This window comes from Methylococcus geothermalis, assembly GCF_012769535.1.
GTDB classification, from domain to species: Bacteria; Pseudomonadota; Gammaproteobacteria; order Methylococcales; family Methylococcaceae; genus Methylococcus; species Methylococcus geothermalis.
This window is the reverse complement of sequence record NZ_CP046565.1, coordinates 1,553,594-1,572,563: the sequence shown is the minus strand read 5'-3', so window position 1 is coordinate 1,572,563 and position 18,970 is coordinate 1,553,594. Positions and strand designations below refer to the sequence as shown.

23 protein-coding genes, 1 tRNA gene and 2 pseudogenes are annotated in these 18,970 nt (G+C 61.7%); 10 read left to right on the top strand and 16 right to left on the bottom strand.

Translation table 11 applies throughout. From position 1 onward, the window contains the following. Positions 1-213: 213 nt before the first annotated feature. Genes sseA through GNH96_RS07585 form a run of 3 tightly spaced genes read left to right on the top strand, consistent with a single transcriptional unit; the run spans position 214 to position 2,873 of the window. Entirely contained in the window at positions 214-1,068 is an 855-nt protein-coding gene (gene sseA, locus GNH96_RS07595) for a 3-mercaptopyruvate sulfurtransferase (protein ID WP_169603123.1), read from the top strand. A 15-nt stretch (positions 1,069-1,083) separates the two neighbouring features. Beyond that, positions 1,084-2,469: a F0F1 ATP synthase subunit beta gene (gene atpD / locus GNH96_RS07590; protein WP_169603122.1), complete on the top strand. Its 1,386-nt coding sequence runs from the start codon at positions 1,084-1,086 to the stop codon at positions 2,467-2,469. Beyond that, positions 2,466-2,873 carry a F0F1 ATP synthase subunit epsilon gene (locus tag GNH96_RS07585; RefSeq protein ID WP_169603121.1) on the top strand — a complete coding sequence of 136 codons (408 nt, stop codon included), beginning with the start codon at positions 2,466-2,468 and terminating at the stop codon, positions 2,871-2,873. The genes atpD and GNH96_RS07585 overlap by 4 nt, the downstream gene beginning before the upstream one ends. Here the strand turns inward: GNH96_RS07585 and GNH96_RS07580 are convergent, their stop codons facing one another. The 4 genes from GNH96_RS07580 to GNH96_RS07565 form a co-directional block, all read right to left on the bottom strand. After that, the gene (locus tag GNH96_RS07580) at positions 2,874-3,167 is read right to left on the bottom strand and encodes a hypothetical protein (protein ID WP_169603120.1); all 294 of its coding nucleotides are present in this window, start codon (positions 3,165-3,167) and stop codon (positions 2,874-2,876) included. Next, on the bottom strand, positions 3,151-3,396 hold the full coding sequence (locus GNH96_RS15825) for a hypothetical protein (protein WP_188114797.1): 246 nt from the start codon (positions 3,394-3,396) through the stop codon (positions 3,151-3,153). The genes GNH96_RS07580 and GNH96_RS15825 overlap by 17 nt, the downstream gene beginning before the upstream one ends. Positions 3,397-3,521: 125 nt before the next feature. Then, positions 3,522-4,373, bottom strand: a complete 852-nt coding sequence (locus GNH96_RS07570; RefSeq protein ID WP_169603119.1) for a class I SAM-dependent methyltransferase — start codon at positions 4,371-4,373, stop codon at positions 3,522-3,524. Positions 4,374-4,429: 56 nt separating this feature from the next. Next, on the bottom strand, positions 4,430-4,636 hold the full coding sequence (locus GNH96_RS07565; RefSeq protein WP_169603118.1) for a hypothetical protein: 207 nt from the start codon (positions 4,634-4,636) through the stop codon (positions 4,430-4,432). Positions 4,637-5,641: 1,005 nt separating this feature from the next. Between GNH96_RS07565 and GNH96_RS07560 the strand changes: the two genes are divergently transcribed. The 4 genes from GNH96_RS07560 (at position 5,642) to GNH96_RS07545 (ending at position 8,550) form a co-directional block, all read left to right on the top strand. After that, positions 5,642-6,208, top strand: a complete 567-nt coding sequence (locus GNH96_RS07560) for a molybdopterin-dependent oxidoreductase (protein WP_169603117.1) — start codon at positions 5,642-5,644, stop codon at positions 6,206-6,208. 93 nt (positions 6,209-6,301) lie between these two features. After that, a complete protein-coding gene (locus tag GNH96_RS07555) occupies positions 6,302-7,669 on the top strand; it encodes a hypothetical protein (RefSeq protein ID WP_169603116.1) in 1,368 nt (455 codons plus the stop codon). A gap of 33 nt (positions 7,670-7,702) precedes the next feature. Continuing rightward, on the top strand, positions 7,703-8,107 hold the full coding sequence (locus GNH96_RS07550) for a group III truncated hemoglobin (RefSeq protein ID WP_169603115.1): 405 nt from the start codon (positions 7,703-7,705) through the stop codon (positions 8,105-8,107). Further along, positions 8,104-8,550 (top strand): hypothetical protein, encoded by a 447-nt coding sequence (locus tag GNH96_RS07545; protein WP_169603114.1) that lies wholly within the window; start codon positions 8,104-8,106, stop codon positions 8,548-8,550. Before GNH96_RS07550 ends, GNH96_RS07545 begins: the two co-directional genes overlap by 4 nt. A gap of 51 nt (positions 8,551-8,601) precedes the next feature. Here GNH96_RS07545 and GNH96_RS07540 read toward each other — a convergent pair. From GNH96_RS07540 to GNH96_RS07510, 7 genes and pseudogenes are all read right to left on the bottom strand, one after another. Beyond that, positions 8,602-9,052, bottom strand: a pseudogene (locus GNH96_RS07540) (nitrogenase component 1). 68 nt (positions 9,053-9,120) lie between these two features. Further along, positions 9,121-9,192: a P-loop NTPase family protein gene (locus GNH96_RS16420; protein ID WP_267313399.1), complete on the bottom strand. Its 72-nt coding sequence runs from the start codon at positions 9,190-9,192 to the stop codon at positions 9,121-9,123. A gap of 129 nt (positions 9,193-9,321) precedes the next feature. After that, complete coding sequence (moeA, locus tag GNH96_RS07530) at positions 9,322-10,590, bottom strand: molybdopterin molybdotransferase MoeA (RefSeq protein ID WP_169603113.1); 1,269 nt, start codon at positions 10,588-10,590, stop codon at positions 9,322-9,324. A gap of 528 nt (positions 10,591-11,118) precedes the next feature. Beyond that, on the bottom strand, positions 11,119-12,099 hold the full coding sequence (locus GNH96_RS07525; protein ID WP_169603112.1) for a peptidylprolyl isomerase: 981 nt from the start codon (positions 12,097-12,099) through the stop codon (positions 11,119-11,121). Then, positions 12,099-12,386 (bottom strand): BolA family protein, encoded by a 288-nt coding sequence (locus tag GNH96_RS07520; RefSeq protein WP_169603111.1) that lies wholly within the window; start codon positions 12,384-12,386, stop codon positions 12,099-12,101. The genes GNH96_RS07525 and GNH96_RS07520 overlap by 1 nt, the downstream gene beginning before the upstream one ends. Beyond that, a complete protein-coding gene (locus tag GNH96_RS07515; RefSeq protein WP_169604630.1) occupies positions 12,383-12,685 on the bottom strand; it encodes a YciI family protein in 303 nt (100 codons plus the stop codon). The genes GNH96_RS07520 and GNH96_RS07515 overlap by 4 nt, the downstream gene beginning before the upstream one ends. A 5-nt stretch (positions 12,686-12,690) precedes the next feature. After that, complete coding sequence (locus tag GNH96_RS07510; RefSeq protein ID WP_169603110.1) at positions 12,691-13,233, bottom strand: septation protein A; 543 nt, start codon at positions 13,231-13,233, stop codon at positions 12,691-12,693. 187 nt (positions 13,234-13,420) lie between these two features. Between GNH96_RS07510 and GNH96_RS07505 the strand changes: the two genes are divergently transcribed. Continuing rightward, on the top strand, positions 13,421-13,723 hold the full coding sequence (locus tag GNH96_RS07505) for a DUF1244 domain-containing protein (protein WP_169603109.1): 303 nt from the start codon (positions 13,421-13,423) through the stop codon (positions 13,721-13,723). Here GNH96_RS07505 and gloA read toward each other — a convergent pair. Then, the gene (gloA, locus tag GNH96_RS07500) at positions 13,720-14,112 is read right to left on the bottom strand and encodes a lactoylglutathione lyase (protein ID WP_169603108.1); all 393 of its coding nucleotides are present in this window, start codon (positions 14,110-14,112) and stop codon (positions 13,720-13,722) included. The two genes, GNH96_RS07505 and gloA, sit on opposite strands and share 4 nt — an antisense overlap. A 171-nt stretch (positions 14,113-14,283) precedes the next feature. On the opposite strand from gloA, the gene GNH96_RS07495 reads away from it, so the two are divergent. Together GNH96_RS07495 and GNH96_RS07490 are read left to right on the top strand one after the other, a co-directional pair. After that, a tRNA-Ser gene (locus GNH96_RS07495) sits at positions 14,284-14,374 on the top strand. Between the two features lie 201 nt (positions 14,375-14,575). Next, positions 14,576-14,716 (top strand): Arm DNA-binding domain-containing protein, encoded by a 141-nt coding sequence (locus GNH96_RS07490; RefSeq protein WP_169603107.1) that lies wholly within the window; start codon positions 14,576-14,578, stop codon positions 14,714-14,716. A gap of 38 nt (positions 14,717-14,754) precedes the next feature. Here the strand turns inward: GNH96_RS07490 and GNH96_RS07485 are convergent. The 4 genes and pseudogenes from GNH96_RS07485 to GNH96_RS07470 form a co-directional block, all read right to left on the bottom strand. Further along, a pseudogene (locus GNH96_RS07485) lies at positions 14,755-16,044 on the bottom strand (IS256 family transposase). Positions 16,045-16,303: 259 nt separating this feature from the next. Beyond that, positions 16,304-17,152, bottom strand: coding sequence for a hypothetical protein (locus GNH96_RS07480; RefSeq protein ID WP_169603106.1), 849 nt, complete (start codon positions 17,150-17,152; stop codon positions 16,304-16,306). A gap of 14 nt (positions 17,153-17,166) precedes the next feature. Beyond that, complete coding sequence (locus GNH96_RS07475) at positions 17,167-17,814, bottom strand: helix-turn-helix domain-containing protein (RefSeq protein WP_169603105.1); 648 nt, start codon at positions 17,812-17,814, stop codon at positions 17,167-17,169. A 19-nt stretch (positions 17,815-17,833) separates the two neighbouring features. Then, on the bottom strand, positions 17,834-18,634 hold the full coding sequence (locus GNH96_RS07470; protein WP_223163478.1) for a TIGR04255 family protein: 801 nt from the start codon (positions 18,632-18,634) through the stop codon (positions 17,834-17,836). Positions 18,635-18,970 lie beyond the last annotated feature (336 nt).

Genomic DNA, 18,970 nt, shown 5'->3' with positions numbered 1-18,970 from the left:
ACCTTCGCCGGCAGCGTCGGCTATTGCTGGAACCATTACCGCTCGCTCGGAAAATAAGCGCCGGGCCCGATTTCGCAGAGATCAACGGTCTCCTCCTCGTGTGCCATAGAGCTCACGCTTGACCTGCTGTTTCGGCAGGTCTTTTTTTGCCCGCCGGTCAAACCGGCCAGCGGTGATATCATTCCGAATCCGTCGAGATTTCAGGATTCGCTCATGGCAAACATCGCCGCCCCCCCTTTGGTCGACGCCCTCTGGCTAAGCCAACGTCTGGACGATCCGCACATCACGGTCGTCGACGCCAGCTTCTTCCTGCCTGCCCAGCAGCGCAACGCCAAGGCTGAATTCGCCGCCGCCCACATTCCGGGCGCCCGCTTCTTCGACATCGATGCGATAGCGGATATCGCCAACCCCCTGCCCCACATGCTGCCGGCCCCGGAATTCTTCGCCGAACAGGTGGGACGGCTGGGCATAGCCAACGATACCCATGTGATCGCTTACGACGGCAACGACTTCATGGCTTCGGCCCGGGTCTGGTGGACGTTCCGGGTGTTTGGCCACGATCGCGTATCGGTACTCGACGGCGGGTTCAGGCGGTGGCAGGCGCTGGGCCTGCCGGTATCCAGCGAAGACACGGCCGGCGCCGAGCGCGCATTCCGGCCCGGGTTCCGTCCAGAACTGGTACTGAATCTCGAAACCCTGCGGCGGCTGTGCGATGAGCGGACCGTCCAGGTTCTGGATGCCCGCTCGCCCGGCCGATTCGCCGGCACCGAGCCGGAGCCGCGGGCCGGCCTGCGCTCCGGGCATATTCCGGGCAGCCGTCATCTGTTCTTCAAACGCCTGATCGACGAAGCCACCCAAGGCCTCAAACCGGTGGCCGAACTGGAAGCGCTCTTCCGCGACGCCGGCATCGACCTCGCCCGGCCGGTGGCTACCACCTGCGGAACGGGGGTCACGGCGTCGATCCTGGCGCTGGGCCTCTACCTGTTGGGGCGCCCCGACGCCGCGGTCTACGACGGCTCCTGGACCGAATGGGGCGGACGGGCCGATACCCCGATCGAAACCGGCTGAACGGCCTTCCCGCGAATGACCGCCACCTCGGAGGACGTCCCGGTCATCGGCAGCATCGCCGAGGTGCACGGGCCGGTCGTGGTGATCGCCTGCCATACGCTGCCACCGCTCAGGCATGCGTTGTATAGCCGGATCGACCATGAAACCTATTTGTTCGAGGTCCACCAGCACCTGGACGAAAGCCATGTCCGCGCCGTCACTCTCCACCGCACGGCGGGCCTGCAACGCGGCATGGCGGTCCACGATCTCGGGGCGCCGCTGCGGATTCCGGTTTCCGGCGGCTGCCTGGGCCGGCTGGTGAACCTGTTCGGCGAGCCGCTGGACGGTGGCCCGCCCCTGCCGAACTCCGAATACCGCAACGCCCATCGACCGCCCGCCCCCCTGGCCGAATCTCTTGCGGCCAGCGAGACGCTGGAGACCGGCATCAAAGTCATCGACCTGCTATGCCCCTTCGCCCGCGGCGGCAAGACCGGCCTGTTCGGTGGTGCTGGCGTGGGCAAGACAGTGCTTATCATGGAATTCATGCACGCGGTCATCGCCCTGCACCGGGGTGTGTCGGTCTTCGCCGGCGTGGGCGAGCGCATCCGCGAAGGCCACGAGCTGTGGCACGAACTGGCCGAAGCCGGTGTCCTGGAGAAATCCCTGCTGGTATACGGCCAGATGGACGAGTCGCCCGGCGTGCGCTTCCGGGTCGGCCTGACTGCCCTGACCTACGCCGAATACCTGCGCGACACGCTGCACACCGAGGTGCTGTTCCTCATCGACAACGTGTTCCGCTTCGTCCAGGCCGGCAGCGAGATTTCCAGCCTGCTGGGCCGGATGCCCGCCACCGTGGGCTACCAGCCGACCCTGGCCACCGAGGTCGCGGAAATCGAGGAGCGCATCACCTCAACTGCCGCTGGTGCCATCACCTCGGTGCAGGCCGTCTACGTCCCCGCGGACGACATGACCGACCCGGCCGTCGCTGCCATCCTCAGCCATCTCGACACCACCGTCGTGCTGTCGCGCATCCAGGCCGGCAAGGGCATATACCCTGCGATCGATCCGCTGGCCTCCGGCAGCCGGCTGATGGACCGCCATGTGATCGGCGACCGCCACTACACGATCGCCCAGGGCGTGCGGGAACATCTGTCCCGCTACCGGGAGCTGGAGGACATCATCACCATGTTAGGGATAGAGGAGCTGTCGCCGGCGGACCGGCTCATCGTGCTGAGGGCGCGCAAGCTGCAGCGCTACCTGACCCAGCCTTTCTTCGTCACAGCCCAGCATACCGGTCTCGCCGGCGTCAGCGTGCCGCTGGAAGCCACACTCAGGGATTGCGACGGTTTTCTGGCCGGCCGCTACGATGACTTGGCGGAAGAGGATTGCTACATGCGCGGCATGCTGGAACGCGGCCCATGAGGACCTTCGCGCTCTGTCTCCGGGACACCCACCGCTGCGAGGAGCTGAAGGGCATCGAATCCTTCGTCGGCGCCGACGACACGGGCAGCTTCGCCATCCGAGCCGGACACGCGCCCCTGATCGCGGCCTTAGGGTTCGGTCTGGCCCGGTTCAAGCCGGAGGACGCGGCCTGGCGCTACTTGGCCCTGCCCGGCGCCGTGCTGAACTTCGCCGACAACCGGCTCGAACTCCTGACCCGGCGGTTCTATCTTTACGACGACTACCGGATCGCCGCCGCGGCTTTGCGGGAAGAACTGGAAACCGAGGAACGGACGCTGGCGGAAACCCGAGCCAGCATCAGGGCGCTGGAGCAGCACATGCTGAAACGGCTGTGGCAGATGCGGCGCGAAGGCATCAAGCTCTGATCACCAGGGCCCGCCCCAGTAGCCGCCATTCAAGGAGCCTGCCCCCATGTATCCGCCGCCGACGCCGTACCCGTAGGGGCTGGCATAGGGCATACCATAGTAATAATACGGATTGCCGCCGTAGAAGCCGCCCCCGCCGAGCGGATTGCCCGCCGCGCCGGCGTAATAGCCCATGGGCTCGCCATCCTGCGTCACATATGCGTCGGGCCCCGGCCCGCAGGCCGCCAGTGCGTAGACGGCCAGGACGGCAAGAGGACGAAGTGCCGAAAGTCCGGGCTTAGCGGTGATGGTCATCGACGACACCCACATAAGGGTCCCCCCAGTATCCGCCCATGCCGTACGGCATCCCATAGTAGTAATAGGGATCGCCGTAGAAGCCGCCGTAGCCACCGTAATAGCCCATGCCTGCGTAAGGATCGCCGGCGCCTACCGAGTAATAGCCGAAGGGCTCATCCTTGTTCAGATAGCCCTGATAGCCGGGGTCGCCGCAGCCGCCCGCAAGAACCGCAAGCCCTCCTGCCATGACTCTGTTCAATACCTTTTGCCTGAATTTCAAGACGGTCTCCCGCGGGATGAAGAACGCAGAGCATAGCCGGTTTCGCCGCGGCAGGCACGCTCGTGCTCCGGCGCGAAGCCCCGGAACCTGCATCAGCCGCCGATCTTCCGAAAGGCGAGAATCCGGTAGCGCAGCAACCCCAGCCGGCTGGCCGATTCCGCAAACAGCGTTTCCGCCACGGCGGAAAACCGCAGCCTGCGCAGTCGCGGGCTCAAGTGGCGCAGGAAGGGATAGGTGGGTAGGGTGTTGCGGGTGATGTCACGATCCAACACCGGCAGAAAACCGGCATCCGCCGCAAGCCGCGCGTAACGGTCGGCCGTGCAGCGCATATCGACCTTGCCATAGAACCCGCGAGAACCCGGCCAGTACTCCGCGGCCAGGACCGCCGGCAACAGCATCCGGGTCGGCACGAAATCGGACAGCGCCAGCCGTCCACCGCGTTTCAATACCCGCCAGGCCTCGGCGAAAAAGCGTCCTCGGTCGGGGAAATGGAAAATGCACTCCACTGCCAGGACAGCGTCGAAGGAGGCATCGGCGAAAGGCAGCGCACAGGCATCGGCCCGAGTCCAATCCAGCGTATTGCCGGCTGCCGCCACCCGCATCCGCCCTGCCCGGAGCAACTGGCGATGGTCGATGTTCACTCCGCTGAGAGTCATCCCGCTGCGGTGCGCATCGATGCTGGCAAGCGTCCCGCCGAAGCCGCAGCCCACATCCAGCACCCGCTCGCCGTCATGGATTTCAGCCGCCTGCCAGACTTCGCTGGACAGGCGCTCCGCTGCCGCCGCGAATTCGGCCGGCGTGGGGACAGGGTCCGGTTCGGCGTCCCAATAGCCCCAATGGACGTGATCGCCGAAAGCCTCGGCGACGGTGGGATCGCCCTCCTCGAAGCTTTCCAGCAGCGCGTCGAAATAAGGCAGTTGCGGCTCGTGGGAGTGCTGGGCCATGGACGCTCTCAGTCTATGGAGAAGCGGCCCTGCGCCCGGCCTCCCCTTACCCGGTGTCAGATCAATGCGGTTAACGCGATCAGTGAAACGAAACCGACCAGAACGAAGATGAGGGCACGGTCGTGATGGCCCGTCTCCTGGTCTGTCGAGAAATTTTCAAGCTCATCGAGCACTCTGTCCAGAAATTTCATGGTGTTTGAGTTCAAATGCCGCACACGGAAAACGCCGTGCTCTGTCAATGACACAAGCACAATGCGGGCCATCGCACCTCTAGTCGACAGATCAGTCACTTATCTCGCGGCGCCGGCCGGGCCGCAGAACCGATGGTGGATAGAAACCGGGACAGCTCTACCTGTTGGTGGACGCCTTCACCCACCTTGATAACACCGCTTTCGATCACCGGTCCGGAGGGGTGCCGGATATTTCGTATCCAAACGGCAACACCAGACCGAACACCGTTCGCGCGCCGAGCTGTGCGTGACTGGCCACGAAGATTGCCCATGCATCGGGCAAGTACAGTCATTTGAAAAGTTGGCGGATCGCCGGGTTCTCGAATGCCCGAACTCAGCACCGAGATAAAGTCCCCCGGTCGCTCCGCGACCCTGAACAGACGGCATGTCAAAGGGGACAGGCGAGTCACGAATCCGGAGGCACACGCCTCCATCGAATCAGTCCGTCGGCTGCGGGAAAGTCACCCGGACAGAAAGCCGGGGCGGCATAAAAAAGCGCCTTCCCTGGCACAGCCATGAGTCACTACCGTTGGACACTTCATCACCGCGCCCACAACGAGCGACGACTGAAGCATATCATTCGTGATATTTTTTTATATATAACGATCACGGCTTTGATGCGCCTCATCTCGGCAATAATCCATTTACTTGCCTCGCCCGCTACCCGGCAATCTCTACGTTCGATGCCATCCCCTTGTCCATCGTCAACCAATCCTTGCGCGCTATCATGCTGATTTCATGAACAAATAATCGAAATAGCTAGCCAAAAAGAAGCGGCTATTCCACCGAAGCGCGGCCGTTTCTGAGCGAGTACCCCATCACCTCATGGTGGAAAATTGTGGACGCCAGACGTCTACGATCGAAATCAGGTTTTTGTTATATTTAATTAGCTATATCGATATGGTGACTGCCCCGCTTCGAGCACCCGACAGCAACAGGGCGCCCTTCTGAAGGGCGGGGAAGAGCCAACGAAGCAACCAGCCACGATTCGAGTCCAGAAATAAAACACATTCGTAAACGACCCAAGAGAGGTGTGCAATGCCAACAAGCCTACCGCCGACGTCCGGCCTTCTGACAGTTCTCGTTCTTGCTTTTTCCGTGCTTGGAATAGGTGGCGCGCATGCAGCAGCCTGCCAGGGCGGGGCATCGACGGCAGTCAAGCTCAAAGGCGCCGTGAAGAACCCAGCCAGCTACACCCTGGATGACCTTCGCAACTTCAAACTCGACCCCGCCAAGGACTATCAACCGACCACCGTTACCATCACCTTCAACACCTCCAAAGGCCCTGTAACCGCTACCTATACAGGGGTGCCTCTGATCGATCTGCTCACAGTCGCGAATGTGAAGGTCGACAAAAACCAGAAGAACGACATCCTGCGCAAATACGTAGTCGCAAGGGCGACCGACTGTTATGAGGTCGTCGTCGCGCTGGGCGAAGTTCTGGCCAACTTTGAGGCGAAGCAGGTACTCGTCGCCTACCAGGACGGCGAAGGGCAGCCATTGCCGGAAAGCGACGGGATGGCACGCCTGGTGATGCCAGGCGACAAAGCCGGCGGCCGCAACGTCTTCCACCTGTCCCAACTGATCGTGCGCTCGGCGCCGTAATAGCAATCCTGGAGTCACGGCGGAAAACATCGATCGAATGAACGGACTTTCCGCCGTTTTCCATGGATCGACCAGGGCATTACGGTAAACGCCATGAAAAAGATCACGCGTTATTCGGTAGCAAAGGCGGGGATTTTCTTTACCGCGAGCGTTTTTCTCCCGATGAATGGAACCGCCGCGGCCCTTCGGAACTCGGCGAATTCTTCCGGCATATCGGCAACTTTCGGCGATATCGACAGGCGCAATGATTTTTTCAATGAATTCGGCGGCAACGGCCGCACCTGTCTGAGCTGCCACCGGCCGGGCGAAGGCTGGAGCATTACGCCGCAAGGCATGCGGAAGCGCTTCGACAGGAGCGACGGAACCGACCCGGCCTTCCGGCCCAATGACGGCTCGAACTCTCCCGACGCCGACGTCTCTACTGTGGATGCCCGGCGGCTCGCATACAGCGCTCTTTTGAACAAAGGATTGATCCGCATCGGCTTGCCGATTCCGGCATCGGCCGAATTCACTCTGACGGAAGCCGACGATCCTTACGGATTCGTTTCAAAAGATGCGGCGAATCCGGATCTGTCGCTTTTCCGACGGCCGCTCCCGGCCGCCAACCTCAAGTTCGCATCTTCGGTGATGTGGGACGGACGGGAAAGCCCTCCCACCTTCTCCATCCGGGAGGGCTTGGGCAACCAGGCAAATTCGGCCAACACCCAGCACGCGCAGGGCGCGGAACTCACAGCGGCGCAGCGGCAAAGCATCGTCGATTTCGAGCTGTCCCTCTTCGCCAGCCAGATCAGCGTAAGAGACTCGGATGTATCGATTCCGCTGGGCAAGGCCGCAAGTCCGAAGATCCTGGCCGAACAGAGATTCAGCCTCGGCATCAATCCTCCTTTTTTGGCCGGCCGCGCCAACTCCGCCTTCGACAACCAGGTGTTCAAGCTGTTCGACAGATGGAGCGGACGGCCCGACCGAAGCGGTTCCGACCGCCGGGCAGCCATTGCCCGCGGCCAGCAGATATTCAATACCCGCACTTTCGTCATCAAAGGCGTGGCAGGGCTCAACGACTCGGCACTGTTCGGAAAGCCGGAGCAGTTGACCGGCACCTGCGGCACCTGTCATAACACGCCCAACGTAGGCAACTCGTCCTCGGCGCTGTTCATGAATACCGGTGTAAGCGACGCGGATCGCCGAACCGGCGATTTGCCGCTTTATACCCTGACGAATAAGACGACCGGCGAATCGATCCAGACCACCGATCCTGGCCGAGCCATGGTCACTGGGCTCTGGAAGGACATCGGCTGCTTCAAGGTCCCTGCTTTGCGCGGACTGGCGGCACGACCTCCTTATTTTCATAACGGGAGCCGCAGCGAAATACCCGATGTGGTAGATTTTTACGAGACCCGATTCGGTCTCGGGCTCAACAACAGGGAACGCCTGGACCTGATAAGTTTTTTGCGCGCACTATAAAGAATCAGATAGCCATTGCACTGAGCGTCTTTTATGAATACTCCACCTACCTCAGCCACCGAAGAGCAGATCGCCGAGTTGGTCAGGCGTTTTTACGAACGGGCACTCCAGAACGACAGCCTGCGGCCTGTCTTCGAAGCCGCAGTTGCCGACTGGGACACCCATCACCGTCTGGTGCAGGATTTCTGGTCGCGGACTTTGCTGGACACCAGCCGGTACCGCGGACATCCTTATTCCATCCATGCGCAACTCCCTCTGCGGCCCGAACATTTCGATATCTGGCTAGGGCTGTTCCGCGAAACTGCGCGGGAAGTTCTGCCGGCCGACGCCGCCGACAAGGCTATTTCGCGGGCGGAGCACATGGCCGAGAGTTTCAAGGCGGGTATGTTCAGTTTTCCGCGGTACGAAGGCCCGAAGTTGTGGAAGTCTGCGCTGTGAAGCCGCGGCCGGCTGCCGATGCCGAACCTCGCTTCCTGCTTTATCACCTCCATCCCCTCAGTTCACGCCTGCTGTTCGTGCGCCACGCTTCGGGCAGCGTTCTGACGCCCCGCCCGCTGCCTTTTCTGTCCGGCACCGTCGAAGACGACGGCGCAGATCAGAAGCTGGACCCCATCCGGCAACTGAGCCTGGGCATGCAAATCCACGCCGGGCTGGGCTTCGAACCCGGAACCCTGGTGGTCGAACGGGAATTTCTGCGCCAGGCGGAAATCCCCAGGGCGGTGGTGAGCATTCATCTGGCCCGCTTCATCGCCCTGGATCCGCCGCATGACGAAATGCGGGCCAAAGGCGGCGAGTTCCGTCCTATCACTGAATTGCACGGTGGCCATCCGGTAGAAATGGCCGTGCTCCGCTGGGCTTACGAATTCCTGCTGGGCGGTTGAATCTGTCGAAACCCGCGGGGAGCGCTCGACGCTCCCCGTGGTCCGATGAGTTCAGCGGATGATGTCGAAGCTGTAGTCGGTCTTCGACGGAACGCTACTGTTGCGGTCGATCTCGCTGAATATCTTGTCCAGAATCGATACCAGTACGTTCAAGCCACCCTGATAGCCCCTCAGGGGAAAGCGGTGGTGGTGATGGCGATCGAAGATCGGGAAGCCAATCCGGATCAGCGGCGTACCGGTGTCGCGTTCGAGACACCTGCCGTAGGTGTTGCCGATCAGGAAGTCGACCGGATCGGTGAACAGCAGCGAACGACGGAGACGAGTCGAACAGCGCCTGCACCTTCTTTTCCCAAGACTTGCCGCCATTGGTCGACAAGACGTGGACGGGCTCCGCGCCGAGCTCCATGAGGAACGCGGATAGGCCTCGGCAACGATCGGGATCGCCGTAAATCTCAATTTTCTGTCCAAAGATGGGGGCATTCGAATCGGCGATGGCATCCAACAGCTAGCCGCGCTCGCGCTCCAGCTCACGGGGAGTCGGCGGGCCGGGACACGTCCATCAAAAGCCGATCAGTCTTCACTGACGCCCGGCTCCGGACCATCGGACTCCAGGCAACGGATGTCGCAGAAGCCGACCTTCATCACGTCTTCCAGCTCCAGGTCCTCGACGCTGCCGGCATCGGCGGCCAGGGTGTTCTGGGCGATGGCTCGGGGCGAGGTCCCCGCGGGAGGGCCGAACGTGATTCGCCGAATCCGTTCGGCCGGAGGAGATCACACCAGCCCGAAAAACGGCTGCACGTCCACCAAGGCGCCCGGCGCCACCGGACCGCAGTCCAGCGGCAGCACGATAAAGCAGTTTGCCTGGCTCATGGAGCTCAGGATGCCCGAACCCTGCTGGCCGGTCTTGCGGACCACCATCCGGCCCTCGCCGTCCATCTCCACGATGCCGCGCTGGAATTCGACCCGTCCCGGCCGCTTCCTCAACTTGGACAGGCATACGGCCTTGAACGCCGCCGGCTTGGGCAAAGGCCATTCACCCGTCATCCGCCGCAGCCCCGGTTGAACGAACTGATAAAACGTCACCATGGCCGCGACCGGGTTGCCCGGCAGGCCGAAAAACGCGGCCCGACCGATACGGCCAAAAGTGAGAGGGCGCCCCGGCTTCATCGCGATCTTCCAAAATTCGATGTGACCGGCCTGCTCCAAGGCCTCCCTGACCAGATCGTACTCGCCCACCGAAACGCCGCCGGTGGAAACGATCGCATCCGCCTCGGCCGATGCCTGGGCCAACACGGCTTCCAGCCGTTGCTTGTTGTCGCCGACGATACCGAATTCGCATACCTCGACACCCAAGCGCTGCAACATGCCGAGCACGGTGTAGCGGTTGCTGTCGTACAGACAGCCTTCCGCCAGCGCCTCGCCTGGCTCCCGCAATTCGTCCCCGGTGGTGAACAGGCCGACCTTCAACCTGCGGTAGACCGGCACCCGTACCAGCCCTTGCCCGGCCAGGACGCCCAGATCGGCCGGCGTGAGGCGGCGCCCTCGCGTCAGCACGACCTGGCCGACGGTGACGTCCTCGCCCACCTGCCGGACATTTTGGCCTGGCATGGCCCCGCCGCCGAACACGGCCCAGCCGTCCGTGGCTTCGACATGCTCTTGCATGACTACGGTGTCGGTTCCCTCCGGCATCACTGCGCCGGTGAAAATCCGCACGCATTGTCCCGAGTGGACTTTACCGGGGTATGGCGCACCAGCGCGCGACACCCCGATGACAGCTAGGCGGCACTTGCCCGATGCGGGCAGGTCCGAGGCTCGCAACGCATAACCGTCCATCGCCGAATTCGGCGCAGAGGGTACCGCCAGGACCGCGTGTACGTCGGACGCCAGCACCCGCCCCAAGGCGGACCGCAAATCGACGGTTCTTGATGCGTCGAGCGGCTGAACCGCATCGATGACCCGGCTCCAAGCTTGTTCGACCGTCAGCGAATCCGGTTCGTAGTCATCCTCGCAGGTTACGGGATGGCGCTCGTCTTTTTTCATAGGAAGAGGAACTCACACAATCGTAGGCCCGGCTCGTCTGTGCCGCGGACATTTCAAGGCATCGCAACACCCGGGGAATTTTCGCACGATGTCGCGCGCGGACGGCGGCGTGGCAACGGTTTCAGATTCAGACGGAGCCAGGATGCGTACGCTGCAAAGATGGGGTGAGCAAAGGTGAAACCGCGAGCATGGTCGGGATGGCACCCCGCCGCGGTATCCGCCCCGGATCTGCGCCGTCGCAGTCGACCCGAACCCGCCGGACCCACTCCAGCATCCGTTCACCCTTCGGGGTTAGGCCCTGAACATGCAGGCCCTGCTGAGTGAACATGGTTCCCCGGCTCTGTTTACAGACGCCGGAGCGCGGTGGAAGAGCCGTTGCGACACAAGGCGGGTTTCGGCACGACCGAAATACCGGTCTTGGCCAAGGCGACAAGACAACCAACCCGAGGGAAGAGTCCAGCCGCTAGCGGACCGATGCGAACGGCTGGACGCGCGAAACCCCGGACGATGCCGTCCGGGGCAGGCCAATTATTTCTTGGGCTGGGCTGTGGGGGCGGCAGAAGGGGCCGCAGGTGCTGCTTCCGGCTTGGCGGCGGCGGGTACCGTACCCGCGGCCTCACCGGCGGGAGCGGCGGCAGGGGAAGCCTCGGGTGCAGGCGCCGGCGTCGCAAAGCGATCGATCTTTGCCTTGGCCATCAGATCGTCGATGTACTGGTGCAGTTTCTGCGTCTGCAGCATGGACCTGATCTGCTCCTTGACGGCATCGAATGCCGGCGGAGCAGACTCCCGCGATTCCTCGCGCTGGATGACGTGCCAGCCGAACTGAGTCTGTACCGGCGTCTGGGTGATCTCGCCATTCTTCAACTTGGCGACGGCTTCGGAGAACGGCTGCACCATCTGTTGCGGGCTGAACCAGCCCAGTTCACCGCCCTCGTTCTTGGAGCCGGGATCTTTCGACAGCTTCTTGGCCAGATCCTCGAATTTTGCGCCCTTGGCGAGCTTGGCGATGATGTCCTTCGCCACGTCTTCCTTGTCCACCAGGATGTGGCGGGCGCGGTACTCGGTACGCTGCATGGCACCGATGCGGTTGTCGTACTCCTTCTTGAGTTCCTCATCAGAGATGGTGAGGTTCTTCATGAAGTCTTCGGCGGCGATCTGTGACAGGATGACCCTTTCGGCGTTATCGATACGCGCCTGGTACTCTGGATTCTTGCTTAGTTGCTTGGCCACCGCATCCTGCCGCAGCAGTTCGCGCTTGACGAGTTCGTCGACGATCTTTTCTTCGGAAACCTCGCCGTTGCGACGCTGGGCGAGTTCCGATTTGATAGCGCCCACCTCGGCCTTGGTGATGGCCCTTCCGTTGACGCTGGCCACGGAATTCTCCGGCGTCGCCACGATGCCGGTTTTTGCTACTGAGGCCTGGGTTTTCGACGCATCCGGAGCAGGTTGATTACAGCCCGTCAAGGCGACGGCCAAGATCGCTGCACCGCTGGCAAGAGACTTTTTCATCAAGGGTTTCCTGTTGTTTGATGTTCAGAAGGAGTCAAGGCTTTCATGCTGAGGGCATGAATTTCATTGTGCATCATGTCACCTAACGCCGAATACACCATCCGGTGGCGTTGGACCGCAGATTTGCCATCGAATGCGGCTGACACGATTGTGGCATGGAAATGTCCACCGCCGGCCACCGCACCGGCATGGCCGGCATGAGAGGCGCTGTCGTCGATGATTTCCAAATGCAGGGGCTCCAGTGCCCGCTGAATGCGTTCACGAATCTGTTCGACCCGGGTGTTCATGTTGGATATACCTGCCGAAAAGGTTTGACGACCACGCGGGCATAGACCCCGGCGCGACCGTAGGGATCTTCGTCCGCCCAGCGTTGCGCTTCTTCCAGGCTCGGAAACTCGGCGACGATCAGGCTCCCCGTGAAACCGGCCTCTCCCGGATCCTCGCAATCCACCGCCGGATGCGGCCCCGCCAGCACGAGCCGCCCCTCGTCCTGCAGGCGGTCAAGCCTCTGCAGGTGGGCCGGACGCGCACCCTTGCGATGCTCAAGGCTGCCCGGATGGTCTTCACAAAATATGGCATACAGCACTTGGCTCACTCCTCGGTCTTCGCTTCGGGCATGTGGCGGGCCAGAAAAATCGATTGCGCCACGACGAACACCAGGGTCAGTCCCAACATGCCGAACAGCTTGAAGTTGACCCAGGTTTCGGTGTCGAAACTGTAGACGACGAACAGATTGGCGGCACCGACGGCCATGAAAAACAGGACCCATGCCAGATTGAGCCGCAGCCAGACCTCCTTCGGCAGGTCGACCTGCTTACCCATGATCCGCTCGATCAAGGTGCGCTCGCCGACGAACTGGCTCAGCAGAAAGCCCAAGCCAAACGCCCAGTTGAGCACGGTCGGCTTCCACTTGATGAACAGTTCGTCCTGGAACACCAGCGTCGCCCCGCCGAAAACGGCGATGAGGACCAGCGTCACCCAATGCATCGGCTCGACTTTGCGGGTTCGGTACCAGGCAACGCCCACTTGCAGCAAGGTCGCGACGATAGCCACCGCCGTGGCGAGATAGATGCCCTGCCACTTGTAGGCGACAAAAAACAGGATGATGGGGAAGAAATCGAACAGCAGTTTCATCGGTATTCAAGTAGTTGGAAGGTGCCGGAAGCGGTCGCGGACAAGGGTGATGCCACCTTCCGCATCGCCCCGGCATTGCCGGCCGCCGACCGAGGAGCAAGGGGACCTGTCATAAAGCCCATAGTTTACACATCCTGGTGACGACGGGCATTATGTTCTTGATCCGAAGTCAACCGCTATTTCTTTCATGGACCAAGAACATCGCGCCGAAATCGAAGCTCGGACATTCCGCCGCCTCCTGGCCCATCTTCAGACCCATACCGAAGTCCAGAACATCGACCTCATGATTGCCGCGGATTTCTGCCGCAACTGTCTGGCGAAATGGTACAAAGCGGCCGCAGATGAAATCGGCGAAGAGCTGCCGTATCCCGAAGCGCTTGCGGCCATCTATGGCATGTCTTACGAAGAATGGAAAACGCGCTTCCAAACCGAAGCCACGCCAGAACAACTGCAACGGTACGAAGAGAAACAGAAGCGCAAGCCGGCCTAGCCCGCCGGCTTGTGTTCGATCAGCTCGATCCGGTAGCCGTCCGGGTCCGCGACGAATGCGATGACCGTTGTCCCGTGCTTCATGGGCCCGGGTTCGCGCACGATTTCGCCCCCCAAGGCCCGTATCCGCTCCACGGCGGCATGGATGTCGTTCACCTCCAGCGCAATATGGCCGAAGCCTGTGCCCAGATCGTACTTGTCCACGCCCCAGTTGTAGGTCAGCTCGATCACCGTGGCGTCGGCCTCGTCGCCGTAACCGACGAACGCCAAGGTGAACTTGCCGTCCGGAAAATCCATCTGTCGCAGCAAACGCATCCCCAGAACCTCGGTGTAAAACCGCAGGGACTTCGGCAAATCCCCGACTCGCAGCATGGTGTGTAAAATACGCATGGCTTCAGACCTCCTCTCGCGCCATGGGAACCGGTCGACAAGGCCGGTTTGGATTGGAAATGATAGCGCGGCCCGGCAGGAAAAGCTCCAAAGCCCCTGCCTCATGTGCCGATGGGCGAGGCTAAAGGCTGACAGTCGACGAAAACTTGGCTAGAATAGCCGCCCTTCAACGGAGAGATGTCCGAGTGGTTTAAGGAGCACGCCTGGAAAGTGTGTATACGGTAATACCGTATCGAGGGTTCGAATCCCTCTCTCTCCGCCATTTGAATGATTCAGACAGTCCCAGGACATCCCTAAGCCCGCAATTCTGCGGGCTTTTTTGTGTAAACTACATCCCGGACATTCCCGCGTGTTCCCCCTTAAGCTTTGTCTTTTTGGGGGCACATTTGGGGGCATGACCCAAGCCGGCGGGGGCTGGTGCCCCCAAAATGGCCGGAAGCCGCTCTACGTATGGGGTGTAGCCATGTTGACCGATACCGCAATCAAACGCATCAAGCCCAGGGAGAAGCCCTTCAAGCTCTCCGACGAGAAGGGGCTTTACCTGGAAGTCACGCCGGCTGGGGGCAGATACTGGCGGATGAAGTACCGCTTCGGCGGGAGCTAATGTCAAATCTGGTGTATGGGCCATTAGCACAAGGCTGATCAGGCGGCCAATACCTGCTGTTCCGGTGGGTCGTCGGTCACCGGGATCCCATCTTCAAACACCACGCCGGAAAGTCAAGTCCGGGATGCGTTCGGCGCCGCGAATGCGCCGCCAGGATTTCGCCGCCTCCTCCATCAGCTTGAACGCCAGCCCGAGGAACGTTGACCGCGACAGGCAGTTCTTGGCGCGTGTGGTACGGTGGCGGACCGTCGCGAACGTGGACTCGATCGGGTGGGTGGTCCGTAGCTGCTGCCAGTGCTCCGCCGGCAAGTCATGGAAGGCCAGCAGGGCCGCCCTTCGGCAGGCTCAGGGGCCGCCCGGTCCTTGGTCAATTTCTCGGTGGCCTTCGGGTACGTTGCTTGATAGCTCTGCACGCAGCGGTCAAACGCCTGCTCCGCCTCGCGCCGCGTGGGCGCCATCCAGATCGCCTGGAGCGCGGCCTTGGCTTGGCTCTGTAAGGCTTTCGGCAGGCTGCTCAGGACATTGCCCATCTTGTGAAACCCACACCGCTGATGGCGGGTCTCGGCGTAGACCTCGTCCATTGCGGCCCAGAAGCCCAGCGCCCCGTCGCCGATCGCCAGGCGTGGCCCCTCGGTCAGACCGCGGGTCTTGAGGTCCCGCAGCACGTCGAGCCAGGACGCTTTCGCTTCACGGAAGCCATCCGCCAAGGCAACGAGTTCCTTCCTGCCGTCGCACCGTACGCCGATGATCACCAGCAGACACAGCCGCGGGTCGTCCTCTTCACGGACGCCGGTGTGGACCCCATCGGCCCACCAGTACACGTAGCGCTGTTCGGACAGATCCCGCCGTGCCCACGCCTGATACTCCCGAGCCCAATCGGCCTTCAAGCGACTCACCACATTCGCTGATAGGCCCTTGGCCTGGTCACCGACCAGCACCGTTAGGGCCTCCTGCAGATCCCCGGTCGAGATCCCTTTCAGATACAGCCACGGCAAGGCCGCGCAGATACGACCGGAACGGCGCACATACGGCGGCACCAAGGCCGAGTTGAACTTCACCCCGCTCCCCGAACGGTCCCGGACCTTCGGCACCCGCACCGACACCGGCCCGACCGCCGTCAGCACCTCGCGTTCCGGCAAATCACCGTTGCGGACAATGGCCCGCTGACCGCCCCATGTGCGCACGTTCCCGTACCGGCTCAGCAACTCCCCCAACTCCGTCTCGATGGCCTTCTGGATCAACTCGCGGGCACCCCTTCGGATCAAATCCTCCAGACCCAGCCCCAGCTCCGTTGCCTTTTTCTCCTCGTCCTGCGTAACCTTGCTCATGGCGTACTCACCTCAATGCTGCTTTTCAGTCTCGACAACCGAATTGTCAGCAGGGTACGCCACCCGTTCAAGCCATCACCCCCCTGGCTCATACACCAGTTCCGACTATAACTCGGCGCTACGGCGGAAAAGGAAAAGGCCAGAGCGAAGTCTGGCCTTGGAAAAGTGGTGGTGGACCTTAGCCAAAAAGAAAACCGACATCTACAACCAGTGCGGGTTTGGGCGGAACCCATCGCGATGGCGCGGCTATCCCGGCCCCCTACGCCGGCATTTCACCCACCGGCAGAAAGTCGCCTTGCCCCTCATCTCGTAGGCTGATGTACTCCAAGCGCCACTGATCCACGCGGCGCAGGTCAGCCAGCGTCAGGCGCGTGTCTGCCACGGCTTCGCAAGCGTCGAGCGCGATCTCCGTGGCAACGTCGGGCTTGCCGTAGGTCTTTTCGAACAGATCGCGCAGCTGCCCGGCGACCCGCTCAGCCGACAGCCTCGCTTCGGTGCCACCCTCGGTGACGTCGTAGACAACGGACACTGAAAGCGCATAGGGCTCCCCTTCGCCCACTTCTGCGCCTCGCTGCTCACCCAGATCGAAGAACAGCCCGACCAGGTACTTCGCGTCGGGCTCCAAAATCTTGGCGATCAGCTGCTCGACGGTGCGCTTGCCAGAGAGCTTGCGCAGCCGCTCCTCGAAAGCATTGGGGAAGGCCGGTCGGCCGTATCGCGCAGCAAGCCACTGCTTCAGGGCACGCTTCGCGTCAACCGGCAGCGCGAGGCTGTTGTCTTTGACTGCGCGCTCGGCGAAGTCGCCTTTCGGTACGCTGCGGCGATCACCATGCCGGAGCTCAAGAATCAACGGCGCAGCGTCGCCGCCCTCGTAGGCGAGTTGGAGTCGTCGTGGATGCTTGGCGTATGAGAGCTGTGGATCAGGCTCCTTCATGACCTCGGCCACGATGACCTCGACGCACAGCTCGCTGTCATGCGGCAAGTCGCAGTCATGGGTGATGACGATGACGCGGCGCCCTTGGTCGGCCGCGCCGACCAAACCCAATGCAGCAGCGGCCTCGCAAGTTAGAAGATCACCCTGTCGCCAGTCCGTATCGCGCGCCAGCATCCATCGCCCCCGACCTATCGCTCGGGGGACCCGGGAATGGACAGCTCGGCTCGCCAATCTTCCGAGGGCTTCGCTTTCGACCTCGCCAAGCCTGATCGGTCATAAGCCTCATCCATCGCCTTGGCTTCGGTGACAAGTGACTGGATGTGCGACCGCAAGAGCTGGCCGGCAGCGGCGAAGTCCATCAAGGACCGGCCTTCAAATGCCTTCATCTTCAGCAAGGAAGACGCACGAGGGATGCCGGCATCTCGGAAAGCGTCGGCGGCATGGCTCAGGGCAAGAATCCTCTCGAACTTATCAGGCTCAGGTGTGACTTCTCCTCTGATCCACTTGTAGATTGCCTGCCTGGAGACGCCGAGCACCGAAGCCATATCCGAGATGGCAGGAATCAACACCTGGCGGATGTTGGCAAGGTGATCAGATGCAGATCGCAGATCAGGGTGTTGTTCCTGGCTGTCGTCAGCCGTCGCAACATCGACATGAAAGGGAACTCGTGCCTCCAGCATCCTGCGCCAGTCTCCGGCACGAGAGATCTCGAAAATACTGCCGGTGCCACCAACCGCAAGGGCTGAGCCGATCAGCGCCAAGGCTGCAGTGGCAACAGTCCCAATCGGCGCGGCAAACGGCATCGGTCGGGGGGTAGGTAAAGTCGCGGTGTACATGGCGTCTGGTTTGTCCGGTTCAGGCCCACGCGTCACGCGCGTGATCCGTCGTCGTTGCCCTGAAGACGGACTTGATGGTCGCATGCAGCGAGAGCAGCTGCTCACCTAGCTTGTCCATGTCGATCGGCATGCGGCCTTCGACGAAATGGTCCGTATCGATGACCGCATGCGCCCGAGATTCCTTCACCTCGAATTTCGGATTGATTATCAAGCCGTGGGGCTGCAGGTCTGGCGGGAACCCCAAGGGCGCGGTCATCCTATGCACCCGTGCCACAAGCGTCCCCATCGGTACCAGTGGGCCAATCTCTGTTCTAAAGACCGATTCTGTCAGTCTGTAAAGTGGCTGCGCATTGAACTCGACCCCATGCAACCCGCCAACAAGGTACTGCTCCACGCTCTCACCGGCGCGCGGCAAGACGGCATCCAGATAGCGAAGACCCAGCCGACTGACGTGATCGAGGGTAACCACCTCGTGCACGGCCGCCAAGCCACTCAGCAGCTCCGGGATGAACTCGTTGTGCGTGTCGTAGTGGGTCGTGTGGTACGTGATGGCCGACGGGGCGAGGATGAATCCAGCCGTGCTGTCGCTGCGGGTGATGAGCCACTGATGCACATGCGTGATCTGCGGCTCCACTTGCTGCGCCTGACCTGGCCCCGGCACAACCAGGTGCGTAACCTGTTGCGGCTCGAACAACGGGTATCCCTCACGGCGCAGTCGATCCTGGATCTGGTCCACGTACTTAGACATCGCGGCGACAGGATTGAAGTGCGCCTGCGCAAGCGCGTAGTACACCGGCGCGTTCGACATCCTTTCGCTCACTGGTAGGCTCCGATCTCTTCTTGGTTGATAGTTTGGTTGTCAGTTTACACCTTGGTTGACACTATGACCAGAAGGAGCCACAAAGCGTCCAATCACCCTGCTGTGTCGGCGACATGATCCGGGTCGGCGGTAGGCTGCCCATCGAGGCCTTCGCCTTCACCAGTGACGCGGTGTGGCCGGGTGCCGCTGGGGGTGACCCTGTTGCAGGGCGCCAGCGTGCAGCCGGCGCCGGTCCGCTGGCTGTTCCTGGAGTCTCTCATTTTGTGTACTAATGATAGACGCGATAGACCGGCCTGAAACCCGCATTTCACCGTCGATCAAAAGTTTATTTTTCGA

Excerpts from the sequence above, each read along its gene's own strand:
- GNH96_RS07555 (WP_169603116.1), top strand. The coding sequence starts at position 6,302 with ATGAAAAAGATCACGCGTTATTCGGTAGCAAAGGCGGGGATTTTCTTT.
- GNH96_RS07560 (WP_169603117.1), top strand. The coding sequence starts at position 5,642 with ATGCCAACAAGCCTACCGCCGACGTCCGGCCTTCTGACAGTTCTCGTT.
- GNH96_RS07585 (WP_169603121.1), top strand. The coding sequence starts at position 2,466 with ATGAGGACCTTCGCGCTCTGTCTCCGGGACACCCACCGCTGCGAGGAG.
- GNH96_RS07570 (WP_169603119.1), bottom strand. The coding sequence starts at position 4,373 with ATGGCCCAGCACTCCCACGAGCCGCAACTGCCTTATTTCGACGCGCTG.
- GNH96_RS07475 (WP_169603105.1), bottom strand. The coding sequence starts at position 17,814 with ATGTACACCGCGACTTTACCTACCCCCCGACCGATGCCGTTTGCCGCG.
- GNH96_RS07525 (WP_169603112.1), bottom strand. The coding sequence starts at position 12,099 with ATGAAAAAGTCTCTTGCCAGCGGTGCAGCGATCTTGGCCGTCGCCTTG.
- GNH96_RS07520 (WP_169603111.1), bottom strand. The coding sequence starts at position 12,386 with ATGAACACCCGGGTCGAACAGATTCGTGAACGCATTCAGCGGGCACTG.
- GNH96_RS07510 (WP_169603110.1), bottom strand. The coding sequence starts at position 13,233 with ATGAAACTGCTGTTCGATTTCTTCCCCATCATCCTGTTTTTTGTCGCC.
- GNH96_RS07480 (WP_169603106.1), bottom strand. The coding sequence starts at position 17,152 with ATGCTGGCGCGCGATACGGACTGGCGACAGGGTGATCTTCTAACTTGC.
- GNH96_RS07490 (WP_169603107.1), top strand. The coding sequence starts at position 14,576 with ATGTTGACCGATACCGCAATCAAACGCATCAAGCCCAGGGAGAAGCCC.
- atpD (WP_169603122.1), top strand. The coding sequence starts at position 1,084 with ATGACCGCCACCTCGGAGGACGTCCCGGTCATCGGCAGCATCGCCGAG.
- GNH96_RS07565 (WP_169603118.1), bottom strand. The coding sequence starts at position 4,636 with ATGGCCCGCATTGTGCTTGTGTCATTGACAGAGCACGGCGTTTTCCGT.
- gloA (WP_169603108.1), bottom strand. The coding sequence starts at position 14,112 with ATGCGTATTTTACACACCATGCTGCGAGTCGGGGATTTGCCGAAGTCC.
- GNH96_RS07550 (WP_169603115.1), top strand. The coding sequence starts at position 7,703 with ATGAATACTCCACCTACCTCAGCCACCGAAGAGCAGATCGCCGAGTTG.
- GNH96_RS07505 (WP_169603109.1), top strand. The coding sequence starts at position 13,421 with ATGGACCAAGAACATCGCGCCGAAATCGAAGCTCGGACATTCCGCCGC.
- GNH96_RS07580 (WP_169603120.1), bottom strand. The coding sequence starts at position 3,167 with ATGACCATCACCGCTAAGCCCGGACTTTCGGCACTTCGTCCTCTTGCC.
- sseA (WP_169603123.1), top strand. The coding sequence starts at position 214 with ATGGCAAACATCGCCGCCCCCCCTTTGGTCGACGCCCTCTGGCTAAGC.
- moeA (WP_169603113.1), bottom strand. The coding sequence starts at position 10,590 with ATGAAAAAAGACGAGCGCCATCCCGTAACCTGCGAGGATGACTACGAA.
- GNH96_RS15825 (WP_188114797.1), bottom strand. The coding sequence starts at position 3,396 with ATGGCAGGAGGGCTTGCGGTTCTTGCGGGCGGCTGCGGCGACCCCGGC.